Below are 12,016 nucleotides of genomic sequence, written 5' to 3'. Positions count from 1 at the left end.
TTAATTTTTAGCTTATATTTTTTTTAAAATAAGATAAAGAATCTATTACTTAACAAGATAGAGGTAACAAAAAACAATACTTGTCAATCTTTTGTTTTTTATATTCTTTTTTCAAAATTAATTAAAAAATTTCTTATATCTATAAATCTAGGTAGAAAAATTCTTTTATTGAATGTTTAGTTTAAAATATTTATATATTTCAAAAGACTAATTAATTTAATCTTAGGGAAAAGAGTCATCAATATTGAGTGTTCTAAGTTGTCTGTAAACTTTATTGACAGCCATGTTTTTATAGTTAATTAGGGTTTGATAGGCGTGTGAATAGGTATTTTTAGTCTCGTAAATAGCTTTAGATAATAGATAGTTGAGTCCTGTTAAATTAGTATGTAAATAATAAGTACTTTAAAACTATTTCATAAAAACTGTAGATGAATCTGAATATAAGAGGACATTTAATGAAGAACTTTCTCACCAAGAAAATGTACGCAACTAGAGCTTTATTTTTTGCTGTAGGTGTTATGGCTTTGAATGTTTCCCCTATTGTTATTGCTACTACTCATGCAGCGACAGAACAAAAAATGGATAATTTATCGACTACACTTTCATTAATTTTTGCAGATAAACCCATAGAAGCTTCTTTATTTAGCCCTCAATTTTTAGGACAAGTTCCCATCACACAAATTCAAAAAATTGTTGATGATTTAAAAGTCTCTTTAGGCGCTCTTAAAAGTATTAATGTTTCAAATGGCTCTGGAACTATGGATTTCGAAAAAGGAGAATTACCCGTTTCAATTAGCTTAAATGAGCAAGGACAAATTAGTACTCTTTGGTTTAGTGCGCCTCATTTTAAGACAATAAGCCTAGACGAAATGGTTAAAGGTCTACATGAAAATGCAATCGGTAAAACCTCTCTTTTAGTTATTGTAGATAACAAGCCTGTGGTTGTAGAAAACGATAAAACCCCTATGGCTGTCGGTTCGACTTTTAAATTACTGGTTTTAAAAGCTTATGAAGATGCAATAAAAAAAGGCGAATTAAAAAGAGAAACTATTGTTTCTTTAAAAGAAAAGAATCGCTCATTGCCAACTGGAGTTTTACAAAACTTGCCTGCTGGTACGCCTGTAAATCTCGAACTTCTTGCGCAGTTAATGATACAAATTAGCGATAATACAGCAACCGATAGCTTGATAGAGGTATTAAAGAAACCTCATATAGAAGCGTTGTCACCTAGAAATTCTCCTCTGCTGACGACACGAGAGCTATTTCAACTGATTGACCCAAGTAATGAAAAGTTCAGAAATAAGTTTAAAACAGGAACAAAGTCGGCTCGTCTAAAAGCACTCGCTGAACTAGACAAACTGCCGCTACCAAGTGTGAGTAGCATTGGAAAATTGGCTACTTGGCAAGATGCTGAATGGTATATGTCAGCCAATGAGATTTGTCCTCTTCTTGAAAGTGTTCAAGATGCTCCTGCTCTGAACAGTTCTTTAAATCCACTTTTTAAAAATTTAAATTGGCAAAAGATTGGTTTCAAAGGTGGTTCTGAATACGGCGTGATTAACTTTTCCGTGATTGGAAAAACTCAAAAAGGCCATAAAGTTTGTGCTGTATTTACCGCAAATGGAAATGAGCCACAGCCTGAGTCAAAACTAGCCATATTATTTACAGGCATACTTCAAGCTGTTGATTCTATGAATCATTAAGAGTAAAAGCCCATCATGATTAGAAGGTTTTTTAGCACCTCCTTATGATGGGCTATTTTGATTTAGAGTTATTCAAAGAATAATCGTAAAAGTATTTTAATTAAACTGAACAATAGATAGAAATTCGCTATAAATATTAATCTATTTATAAAAGATGCTAAAAATGAAAAAAGTTCTCTTGTTTGACCTAGATCAAACTATTCTTAACCGAAATGAATCACTTTTAAAATTTCTTAACTGGCAAGTAAGCTACTTAAACTTAGTACCCCATGAGCTAAAAAAATCTTTTATTAACCGATTCATAGAGCTAGACAATAACGGAAGCGTTTGGAAAGATATTGTTTACAGTCAATTAATTAAAGATTTTAATATCAAAAAATATAATACGTCTGAATTGCTGCAATCTTACATTAATGATTTTAATAAATTCTCTACAGCATTTGAAAATGCTCCAAAAACTATTCAAAATCTTCATGCTCAAGGATACACATTAGGCTTAGTATCCAATGGAAAAACACCTTTTCAGGAGAAAAATTTTTATGCTTTAGAATTAACGGACTATTTTTCGATTATCGTGATTTCTGAAGCTATAGGTTTAAGAAAACCAGATCCTGAAATCTATTTATACACTTGCAATCAACTAGATTGTAAGCCATCAGATTGTATTTTTATTGGAGACAATCCCAAAGCAGATATAGAAGGTGCCAAAAAAATTGGTATGAAAACAATATATTTTCATCCAACTCTTACCCTTCATCCTTCTCTTTCAGATGCAAGTATTCATCATTACGATGAACTCGAAGAAACGGTTAGAAGGTTAATTAATCCGCCTCATTTTTAATCTAATACGTACTATATGAAAAAGGCTAATTTAAATAATTAGCTAAATTATTTATCTTGTTTTATATCTTATAAATATTTTTGAAAAAACGAAGTCTTGAATATTATAGATAATACTTGCAGGAAAAAATGATGGAAATTTCATTAAGATTCGCGAACACTGCCGATCTCAAAGCTATAAACGAACGCTATGCCGAAATTGATTTTGTTCCATCACATAATGATGAACTTATTATACTAGCTTCTATTGATGAGAAAATTGTTGGTCAAGGTAGAGTTGTGGGTATTGATGCTAACAGTGGCGAGCTTGGCGGAATTTATGTTTTTCCGGGCAATGAAGGATTAGGAATCGCCCGTAAGGTAGTTGATTTCTTAATTAAAAATTCAGATTTTTCTATGCTTTACTGTTTACCCTTTGCCGAGTTAGAGGGCTTTTATGGCTCTATGGGTTTTGCTGCTGTGAAAGACATGGCTCAGGTTCCAGAAGCTGTGCTAAAAAAAAATGAGTGGTGTAACAGTAATTACGACAAACCGGTTTTGCTTTTAGAAATAAATAAAAGAATATCTATAAAAAAACCGCCCCAGAAGGCGGTGGCTGAATTTAAACCAGCAATATATAGAAGTATGGTGGACGAATACTTCTATATTCTTTACGAAGGAGTTTTATTGGTTTTCATAAAATCTTCCGATTTAAAATATTTAATAATCATATCTGCATGCTCTTCTTTAGGAGGAGCAACAGTCACAGGAAATGATTCTTTAGAAATTTTAAATCCGTGCGGAATTAATTGTGAAATTGGTGGAAATTTAGGTTTTCCGCCATCGGTAATTCGCTCGATAAAACTTGCTAACCAGAGCAAATACTCTCCTTCGTTTTCAAACTTCGGCATTACACTTAGATCAACTTTGACTTTACATTCACTAAGAGGCTTCGTGAGCTGCTCGTCAAAATCAATATAATTGAACTTAAGTTTAAACTCAGTCCCTTTAATGGCCTTACGTATCTGACTGATTAAACAATTCAGATTTTGTGTAAGGTCATTGGTGAATAAGTCGTCTTTTTTAATATTCTTATAAACCTTTTCAGCCACGGCTAAATACTTTGGCATTTTTACCCTCCTCAATCTCAATTGTTATAAAGTTTTGATCTTAAAATGTTTTATGGTTCTGATTATGATTAAACAAATGTAAAGGAGTGAAACAATATTATACTCAAACGTAAGTAGTTAAAGCTTTATGTAAAGACTATTAAACAATCACCTAAAAAAATTATGGTTTTGATAACTCATCCGCAATTTTTTTAAAAATATTATTATCTTTTGAAATATTTATTTTCAATTAAAATTTACCATTTGGTAAAATTAATAGGGTCTCATTTGCTGATCTCGTCTTACGAGTCCTAAAACTGATCTACGAACTCTTATTTCATCTTCAGAAAATGGTAAATGCTCTTTTAGCTCATCTATAGAAAGTGAATTATTTTCTATTAAAAAACAGTCTTGTTCGGTCGTCCAACGTGAAGCTATTGATTCGGTTTGTTTCCAGTAACGTTTCATATGCCCTAGTAAATTAATCAGTCTAAAAGCTTACGATGAGTGCAAGCTTTTTATAGATTTTGTGCGGAAAGAAGAATAGGAATAGTACCGAAATACTCAAAAATAAAAAAGCCAAACACCTCAATAAAGCACTGTTTGGCCTTTCATAAAAACTGGTTTAATCCAACTCTAATTGTTGTCTCAATTTTAAAATATCGACTAGTCCTTTATCCCTTTTTTGAGATAAATCGATATCTTTATAATGTGTTAAAAGCTCTTTAGTTTGTTCTTCTAGCAACTCAGTAGTTTCTTCAGAGTGCTGAAAATTTTGCATATCATTCCACCATTCGGTCATAGGTGGTCCTAAATGGTGAATTGCCTCTTTAAACCCCTTCTGATTGGCAAGTTCCATATTTATATAGGGGCCAAATAAAGCCCATCTCAGCCCAGGCCCACTGGTGATTGCGATATCAACATCTTCTGCCGAACACACCCCTTCTTTAACCAGTGAAAATGCCTCTCGCCACAAAGCAGCTTGTAAACGATTTGCTACATGCCCTTTAACTTCTTTATTTAAAACAATCGGATGCTTACCCAAACTTTGATAAAACTCGGAAGCTTTCTTTAAAATTTGCGGATCTGTTAATTTTCCACCCACAATTTCAACCAAAGGTAATAGATGAGGCGGGTTAAATGGATGACCTAAAAAAATACGCTCGGGATGAGTTGCATCTTTTTGAAAGTCAGAAACTTTTAAGCCTGAAGAACTTGAAGCAATTAATGTTTTTTCAGGGCAATATGAAGTGATTTCTTGATATAAATTTTGCTTTAAATCTAACCTCTCCGGTGCATTTTCTTGAATAAAATCGGCATCAATCACCGCATCTTTTAAGTTGTTGTAAAGCTCTAAATTTAGGAAAATATCTTGTAAATGATGACTTGAATCTGTTTGCTGATCTAAAGCGAGCAAATCACTAAGATTTGCCTGTATTCTCTTTTTAAATAATTCTTCGTCTATTGGATAAGGGTCATATACCTTTACCTTAAAGCCTTTATATAAAAATAATGCTGTCCAGCTTGCACCAATGACACCGACACCAACCACACCGATTGTTTTAATTCCTTCCATATCTTCCTCGTGACCTTATTACTTCAAAACTTTTCTTATTCCTTGCATGACTATAAAAATAGTCGACTTCTTACCTTTTCTCAGTTATTCAAAGCCAATTTATAATAAGCACGCATAACCAAAACTTCATACCATTATTGTACTTTTCTTGCATTACCTTCATTTTTTAAGCAAATTGTGGCTACCGCTTGCAGCCCTATAAGCACTGAGGGGGTATAATTGGCAAGATTTTGAGCCATTTAGCTTTAATATGACGAATACATTTTCTGACCACAAGCAAGTTGAAGTGGTATCTACTTTTGCTGAACTTGTGAATACACATTTTCAGGGAAATAAGAATGCTATTTGTTGGTACAGAAATTTGGTAGGCGACTTTAAAGAAATTGTGGCTAAACTTGAGTTAAAAGAAAATATTACCGAAATTTCTACTGAAGACCTGTTAGCACTTGAGCTTTCAGAACAAGGTGGTTTGGCTCGAGATATTATTTTAAAAGACATGCAGCTCTTAACTGATATGGGTGCATCACCTGTACTTAATTTACTTAAGCATTATGAACGTGATGAAGAGCTCGATTTTATTTCAACAGATGTCTATTCATTTCATGTTGATCGTTCCCCTATTGAAACCGACACATTCTTATGTACTTATCACGGCGCGGCTAGCGACATTGTGCCGAATGATCAGGTTGAACAAAAAGTTTTAATTCCTGAAATTAGAGAAAAGCTCAAAGCTTTACATGACGGCCCAGAAGCCGAATTTGAAAGCTTTTTAGCAGAGTATTTTTTTGATTTACATTATCAGCCTAAACCGAATGCCCAACCTATAAATTTAGGTATTGGACACTTATGGCGTTTAGCAGTAGATCATCCCACTCAAAAGGTTTTACCGTGTGTGCATCGGGCACCTGTTGAAAATGACGGTGAATATCGGTTGCTATTGATTTGTTAGGTATTTCAAAATCTTATATAAAACCAGACAAAAACCAAAAATTACTTTTAGAATCGTGAATAATTTCTGGTGGTTAAACCACAATAAAAAGATAAACCTGAACATTTACCAAAAATAAAATAATAAAAAATTATGATTTAAAGTAGTTGACCCTCACGTAACGTAAGCCCCTAGCATAAAACACGCCTAAGGAAGAAGGAGCTAAAAAGATGCTGTTAAAAGTTGGTGAATTGGCTAAGCAAACAGGACTTACTGTCCGTGCTCTTCATCACTATGACGATATCGGTTTACTTCAGCCTTCGGCCCGTTCCGATGCTGGTTATCGACTATATACCCCTAAAGACATCACTCGTTTGCATCAAATTCAAGCATTACGAGGGCTGGGTATGTCGCTAGCCGAAATCTATACGGTTCTTGAAGATCCCAATCTAGCACTTTTACCGATTATTGATCGGCAGATTCAAGCAATTGATCAAAGACTGGCAGAGCAGAAGAAATTGCGAAATCAGCTTGGACAATTGAAATCTCAGCTCATCAATGGTGAAGAACTTGATTTGGAGGATTGGCTAAATATGCTGGAGCTTATAGCAATGTACGAGAAATACTTTACGCAAGAAGAACTTGAAAAGCTTACATTTTTACAATCAGGTACTAAAACCCACCAAGAATGGCAAGAGTTAACTCAAGCTGTAAATACGGTATTTAATGCTGGAGAATCATCTAGCAGTGAAACCGCTCAAAAGCTCGCCCATAAGTGGATGAAAACACTTGAGCAGAATACGCGCACCAATCCAGAATGGCTTGTTAAATTAAATAACATCAATTCTGCAGAACCTGAATTTCAGGAAAAATTAGGAGTAATGCCAGAAGTTGTTGAGTTTTTACTTAAGGCCTTTTCAGAGAGTAAGCTGAGTATTTTTGCTCGTTATTTATCTGATAATGAGTTTGCTTTTTTAAAGGAAAATTATGTTCGCGAAATGAAAAAATGGCCTCAACTATTAGTCGATATTGAGAAATTGATTGACGCTGAGGTTAAACCGAATAGTGAAGGAGCAAAGCGTTTGGCACAGCAATGGCTCTCTATGCTACAAGGTTATACTGGCGAAAATCCAAGCACTCAAGAAAAGATCCGTTCAGCAATGCAAAATGAACCAAGCCTTGCTGACGGTACTTGGCTCAAACCGGTTACCCTACACTTTCTAGAAAAAGCAGTAGCAGCATTCAAGCATAGTGCTTAGTTCGATCTATCAATTTAAATGGCTCTTTTTTCAGGAAGAGCCATTTACCCGTAAATATGATTAGAGTAAAGAAACAGTTTCAGGATGTTTAGTCATAAAATTTAATATTGCAGACTGTGATTCAATACTAAATAAATGACTTCGAAATTCTTTTTATAATTCTGTCCATTCTCGCAATTGCATAAGTAATGTATTCAAAATAATATTCAGACAAATAGATTATAACTTTACATATTGTTTAGCTTATAGATCAATACTAAGAAGATTGTGAAGTTAAATTTAAAATGAATCATTTTGGCAGTTAAAGCCATCCATATTTAATTAGAGAAACATTTGATATGAAAAAATATTTATTCTTACTTTTACTGAGTTTTTACTCAATTCATTCATTTGCTTCGGACAAGTTACATGGCAGTGTTTGGAAAACTATTGATGATGCCACCAATCAACCGAGAGCGCTGGTAAGATTTAGCCAAGACAAAAATGGAGTTCTATCCGCAAATATTGAAAAAATCCTTGTTTCAAGCGAAGCCAGTAAATGTACGATGTGTGAAGGGACTTATAAAAATAAATCTTTAATTGGTTTAACCATTGTCAAAAATTTAAAAAACGTAGGTCAAAATAAATATGACAAAGGATCTATTCTCGATCCTCAGTCAGACAAGACTTATCGCTTTAGCGTAACCGTATCACCAGATGGGGAAAAACTTACCGCTCGCGGCTACATAGGTATTTCTGCAATTGGCCGAAACCAAACATGGTATCGAGTTAAATAATCCATGAGTAGCTTGTGACCAACTCTCTGAAGCTACTCACCGATCATAATTACGGTCTATATGTGCACTATGTGAATTCTATATTTAGACCGTATTATGACCGATACTTGGCCTGAATCATCAGCATGATAATGACGAATAGCGAAGGTATGGCAGCAATCACAAATAAATGGGTAATGACCAGAAATTGAGAGAGATAACCGCCAAATAACGGCCCAATGACAGAACCCAAACGAGCAATTCCAATACTCCAGCCCACCCCTGTAGTACGAAGTGAAACTGGGTAATAACTGGCCGACAAAGCATTAATGGCAGGTTGCCCACCAACAATGGCAAAGCCAGCAATAAAAATGATAATAAACAATAAAACGATATGACTAACAGAATAGCCAATTAAAGCAACACTAATCACTGCAACCAGAAAAACAGGAATTAATACTTTATAAAATCCTGTCTTATCAATTTTAAGGCCCATCACCACACTACCAATCGTACCGCCTAATTGTAGAGTGGAGCCGATCAACAATGCCTGATTTAATGAAAGCCCTGATTCTTTGGCCAAAGTCGGAAGCCAATTTGCCAGAAAATATAAACTGATCATATTTAAAATACTGATGATCCAGATGGAATAGGTAAAAAACGCACGCTGATTTTTAAATAACTCAAGCGGTGACTTTTTAACCTGAACCTCAGTATTATTGATGATTTTTATCTCTGAATTGAATGTTAATGCTGGATAAAACTTCTTTAACCAAAACAAAATTTTGGAGCTATTTTTGCTATTTTCACTCAAAAAATATAAAGATTCTGGCAACTTAAAGAATGTGATAAAGAAAATAATTAAAGGTATAATACCGCCAAAATAAAAAATCGCCTGCCATCCTCCCCAAGGAACTAGTAAGGCTGATATTCCGCCCCCCAACATCGCTCCTACCGTATAGCCACAAGAAATGACCATCATGGTAAAAATACGAGATTTATATGGAACAATTTCGGAGCTATAAGCCATCACATTTGGCATGATACCGCCTAAAAAAATTCCTGTAACAAAGCGGATTACGGTCAATTGCTCAATATTGCCTACATGTGGTGTCAACAGCATCAATATGGAGAATATAAAGGTCGAGATCAGTAGTATCGGACGGCGACCAAAACGATCAGAAAGTGAACTTAATAAAAATGATCCAACAAACAAACCAAACAAGCTTGCACTAAACACCACTCCCAACATGGATTTTTGAACACCCCATTCTTCTATAATCAGTGGGGCTGCGTAAGCCATGGACTGAATGTCATACCCATCCATAATCATTAGTAATAAGCAGGTAACCAAAATAAATTTTTGATAAGGTCCAACTTTCTGCTGATTGATCAAATCACTTAATACAATTTCTTTCATGGTATTCCTTTCTCCATGACTCGCTTTAAATTAATTCCATTTTAATTATGATATACGTAATCTATTTACGATTAGCGTAAAAATAAAATAGCAATATTATCGCCACAAAGTCAAAAATATTAATTTTTATAATATAAACAGTATGTTATATCTAATTATTTGATCTAACCTGAGTAATGAGCTCACATCATTGCAGGGTGTATATGGTCTGCTCATCTAATAAAAATCAAGCAAACCATACATTCTTTTATTTAAATAACTCATTTACCTCAAACAAGTTGGCTTAAAAAAATACTCCACCACCACATCCCTTTCATCCAAACTCTTTGTACTCAAAAACCCGAACATCAAGCCATCTATTAAGTTTAAAACCATGTTGGCATCGGGTTTTAACGCACGTGTTTCTAAGCTAAAAATCAGTTCAAAAATTTCACGAGTCAGCCATTTTCTATACTCAATTGCCATACGGTAAGCCTGCTGGTAAGCCACTTTAATTTCAAACAAAGCTTTAAGTAGCAAGTGATACAGACTGTTAGAGTTAACATGTAAAACTACTATTTCCTTGAGCTTATCGGTTGGCGTGCAATAACGGCTTGAATAGATAATCGCAAGCACGTCTTCTTTAAGTAGACTTTTTTGGAAAGCTATACACATTTCAATAAGCCGTTCTTTTGAGTGAAAATAGTTATACAAGGTGGCTTTCGGTATTTCTGATTCTTTAACAATCAGGTCTACGCCTGTTGTATGGAATCCATGTGTGGTAAACAAACGAATAGCGGTACGAATAATATGTAATTTTTTAGAAGAGGTTTCTAAATTTGGCATAGTTTTACCGTTATAAATTCTTGTTGTATGTAAAGAGATAGAAATGCCGTCACTCTTAAAATGAGTGCTAAATACAGGCATGCAAAAGCCGCACAAGTGGTGTGCTCGCCTATCTCAAGTTTTGTTGTTGATATGATTTTTTAGTCGTGACGATTCTTAAGGTGTAGAAAACCTAGAGCCGTTTTAAAGACTGTTCCGGCGGTATAAATAAAGAGAATTTGGCAAAAGCCAATAAATGAGATGTATTAGCGCGCATGGCGGACTCCTAGATGCAATAGAAGTTCTACCAAATCACTGTCAAATGATGGTGGCAGAACGAAGGCGGGTTGACAGACCAGTCATCTAGAAACCGGCACGCACAAGGCGTCCCACCTCCGTCCTACCGCTACGAAGGGGGACGAACGAGTTCGCCACCAAAAAATTACTTTCTTGGTGTTCTAGATGAAAAGCGGCCTGTCAAAACCGACTGGCAATGTGGCCAGCAGGCAAAGGATAGTGCTCTGCCCTATTACAGTCAAGCACACAAAATGACATTTGTTTTAAATTAGATCATTAAAAACTAAGGATAAATAATTAAAATTTATTGTTAATTTAGGATTTATAAAGTCTCGGTTTAAAGGCCTTTAAATCTCTCAGTTGACTATATAAAAAGGCATAACAAAATCAGTAAAACTTCGCTTCACCAGCAGGACGAGTTTTAAACCTTCTATGAAACCACATGTATTGTGTTGGGGCGATCCGAATCTGGTTTTCAATAATTTTATTGACGCGTTCAGCATCATTCACTTCGCATTCGCTAGGAAAATTATCAAGTTTAGGTTCTACCAGTACATTGTATTGAGGATCTCGAATATCCCCGCTTCTGTAAAAATATAATGGTATTGCAACAGCGTTTGAAATATCCATGAGTCTTCGATGTGCCGTGACTGTGGCTGCTTGTATTCCAAAGAATGAAGCCATGACACCTTGCTTTAAACCAAAGTCCTGATCAGGGCTATACCAGATTGCATGACCATTTTTGAGTTTTTCAATTAAGCTACGCATGTTGTCTTTTGCAATCTGATTTTTATAAACCCTAGCGCGACTACGATGAATGAGGAAATCCATAAAAGGATTATTTTGAGGTCTATACACCACATCCATATCAAAAAATAGCGTACATGCAGCACCTCCGGCATCGAGTAATGTGCTATGCGTGCCTAAAAGCAGAATACCGCGATCCCGATTGTCATTTAGATGTTCCAAGCCTTCTATATGAACTCTTTTTTTAAACCATGCAGGACAATACCAAGCATTTAAGGCTTCAAATATACCAATCATCGTATCGGTAAAAACCGACTTAGCCTTGGCTTCAATTTGCTCAGGTGTTTTTTCAGGAAAACATGCACCTAAATTTCTTAAAGTCGTTTTCCTTCTAGAAGCCAATAGTGTCCAAGCAATTTTTGAAAATAGTTTTGCTAAGCGCCACTGGATTGCCCAAGGCAAGTACGCAAGAAACATTAGAATAAAAGCTGTGAACCAGATACCCCAATATTTTAATGATAGAAAGGAAAATTGAAATTGCCCTGATTGATACTGCGCTTCAGGTTTCGTCATATTGTAAATATCTAGAGGTATAGAAA

At 34.9% G+C, this 12,016-nt stretch carries 11 protein-coding genes and 1 pseudogene; 6 read left to right on the top strand and 6 right to left on the bottom strand.

The window, feature by feature from the left end:
- The first annotated feature begins 455 nt into the window (after positions 1-455).
- The 3 genes and pseudogenes from MKL62_RS01880 to MKL62_RS01870 all read left to right on the top strand — a co-directional run.
- Positions 456-1,703 (top strand): serine hydrolase, encoded by a 1,248-nt coding sequence (locus MKL62_RS01880; RefSeq protein WP_005129011.1) that lies wholly within the window; start codon positions 456-458, stop codon positions 1,701-1,703.
- Between the two features lie 163 nt (positions 1,704-1,866).
- The gene (locus MKL62_RS01875) at positions 1,867-2,544 is read left to right on the top strand and encodes an HAD family hydrolase (protein WP_005129015.1); all 678 of its coding nucleotides are present in this window, start codon (positions 1,867-1,869) and stop codon (positions 2,542-2,544) included.
- A 131-nt stretch (positions 2,545-2,675) separates the two neighbouring features.
- Positions 2,676-3,101 (top strand): annotated as a pseudogene (locus MKL62_RS01870) (GNAT family N-acetyltransferase); the annotation flags it as partial.
- Positions 3,102-3,193: 92 nt separating this feature from the next.
- Here MKL62_RS01870 and MKL62_RS01865 read toward each other — a convergent pair.
- The 3 genes from MKL62_RS01865 to MKL62_RS01855 all read right to left on the bottom strand — a co-directional run bounded on the left by MKL62_RS01865 (position 3,194) and on the right by MKL62_RS01855 (position 5,207).
- Positions 3,194-3,652, bottom strand: coding sequence for a hypothetical protein (locus MKL62_RS01865; protein ID WP_001127331.1), 459 nt, complete (start codon positions 3,650-3,652; stop codon positions 3,194-3,196).
- A gap of 252 nt (positions 3,653-3,904) precedes the next feature.
- Positions 3,905-4,099, bottom strand: coding sequence for a hypothetical protein (locus MKL62_RS01860; protein WP_001984101.1), 195 nt, complete (start codon positions 4,097-4,099; stop codon positions 3,905-3,907).
- A gap of 157 nt (positions 4,100-4,256) precedes the next feature.
- Positions 4,257-5,207, bottom strand: a complete 951-nt coding sequence (locus MKL62_RS01855) for a 3-hydroxyacyl-CoA dehydrogenase NAD-binding domain-containing protein (protein ID WP_002047149.1) — start codon at positions 5,205-5,207, stop codon at positions 4,257-4,259.
- Positions 5,208-5,457: 250 nt separating this feature from the next.
- Between MKL62_RS01855 and MKL62_RS01850 the strand changes: the two genes are divergently transcribed.
- The 3 genes from MKL62_RS01850 (at position 5,458) to MKL62_RS01840 (ending at position 8,170) form a co-directional block, all read left to right on the top strand.
- Entirely contained in the window at positions 5,458-6,156 is a 699-nt protein-coding gene (locus MKL62_RS01850) for a DUF1826 domain-containing protein (RefSeq protein ID WP_005129021.1), read from the top strand.
- A gap of 209 nt (positions 6,157-6,365) precedes the next feature.
- The gene (locus tag MKL62_RS01845; RefSeq protein ID WP_000925263.1) at positions 6,366-7,394 is read left to right on the top strand and encodes a MerR family transcriptional regulator; all 1,029 of its coding nucleotides are present in this window, start codon (positions 6,366-6,368) and stop codon (positions 7,392-7,394) included.
- Between the two features lie 338 nt (positions 7,395-7,732).
- Positions 7,733-8,170, top strand: coding sequence for a DUF2147 domain-containing protein (locus MKL62_RS01840; RefSeq protein WP_000760333.1), 438 nt, complete (start codon positions 7,733-7,735; stop codon positions 8,168-8,170).
- 94 nt (positions 8,171-8,264) lie between these two features.
- On the opposite strand, the gene MKL62_RS01835 is transcribed toward MKL62_RS01840, so the two are convergent.
- From MKL62_RS01835 to MKL62_RS01820, 3 genes are all read right to left on the bottom strand, one after another.
- The gene (locus MKL62_RS01835) at positions 8,265-9,569 is read right to left on the bottom strand and encodes an MFS transporter (RefSeq protein WP_000659374.1); all 1,305 of its coding nucleotides are present in this window, start codon (positions 9,567-9,569) and stop codon (positions 8,265-8,267) included.
- Between the two features lie 264 nt (positions 9,570-9,833).
- Positions 9,834-10,394 carry a TetR/AcrR family transcriptional regulator gene (locus tag MKL62_RS01830; protein ID WP_202962346.1) on the bottom strand — a complete coding sequence of 187 codons (561 nt, stop codon included), beginning with the start codon at positions 10,392-10,394 and terminating at the stop codon, positions 9,834-9,836.
- A 663-nt stretch (positions 10,395-11,057) separates the two neighbouring features.
- Positions 11,058-11,990 carry an LpxL/LpxP family acyltransferase gene (locus MKL62_RS01820; RefSeq protein ID WP_005129023.1) on the bottom strand — a complete coding sequence of 311 codons (933 nt, stop codon included), beginning with the start codon at positions 11,988-11,990 and terminating at the stop codon, positions 11,058-11,060.
- Between the last annotated feature and the right edge of the window lie 26 nt (positions 11,991-12,016).

Source organism: Acinetobacter sp. AOR01_HL (assembly GCF_027855455.1).
Classification (GTDB): Bacteria; Pseudomonadota; Gammaproteobacteria; order Pseudomonadales; family Moraxellaceae; genus Acinetobacter; species Acinetobacter baumannii.
Note: the sequence above shows the minus strand (reverse complement) of the source record. Positions and strands in the feature narration are given on the sequence as shown.

What these genes read in the sequence shown, in the direction of transcription:
- MKL62_RS01880 (WP_005129011.1), top strand. Translation starts at nt 456, where the DNA reads ATGAAGAACTTTCTCACCAAGAAAATGTACGCAACTAGAGCTTTATTT.
- MKL62_RS01875 (WP_005129015.1), top strand. Translation starts at nt 1,867, where the DNA reads ATGAAAAAAGTTCTCTTGTTTGACCTAGATCAAACTATTCTTAACCGA.
- MKL62_RS01865 (WP_001127331.1), bottom strand. Translation starts at nt 3,652, where the DNA reads ATGCCAAAGTATTTAGCCGTGGCTGAAAAGGTTTATAAGAATATTAAA.
- MKL62_RS01860 (WP_001984101.1), bottom strand. Translation starts at nt 4,099, where the DNA reads ATGAAACGTTACTGGAAACAAACCGAATCAATAGCTTCACGTTGGACG.
- MKL62_RS01855 (WP_002047149.1), bottom strand. Translation starts at nt 5,207, where the DNA reads ATGGAAGGAATTAAAACAATCGGTGTGGTTGGTGTCGGTGTCATTGGT.
- MKL62_RS01850 (WP_005129021.1), top strand. Translation starts at nt 5,458, where the DNA reads ATGACGAATACATTTTCTGACCACAAGCAAGTTGAAGTGGTATCTACT.
- MKL62_RS01845 (WP_000925263.1), top strand. Translation starts at nt 6,366, where the DNA reads ATGCTGTTAAAAGTTGGTGAATTGGCTAAGCAAACAGGACTTACTGTC.
- MKL62_RS01840 (WP_000760333.1), top strand. Translation starts at nt 7,733, where the DNA reads ATGAAAAAATATTTATTCTTACTTTTACTGAGTTTTTACTCAATTCAT.
- MKL62_RS01835 (WP_000659374.1), bottom strand. Translation starts at nt 9,569, where the DNA reads ATGAAAGAAATTGTATTAAGTGATTTGATCAATCAGCAGAAAGTTGGA.
- MKL62_RS01830 (WP_202962346.1), bottom strand. Translation starts at nt 10,394, where the DNA reads ATGCCAAATTTAGAAACCTCTTCTAAAAAATTACATATTATTCGTACC.
- MKL62_RS01820 (WP_005129023.1), bottom strand. Translation starts at nt 11,990, where the DNA reads ATGACGAAACCTGAAGCGCAGTATCAATCAGGGCAATTTCAATTTTCC.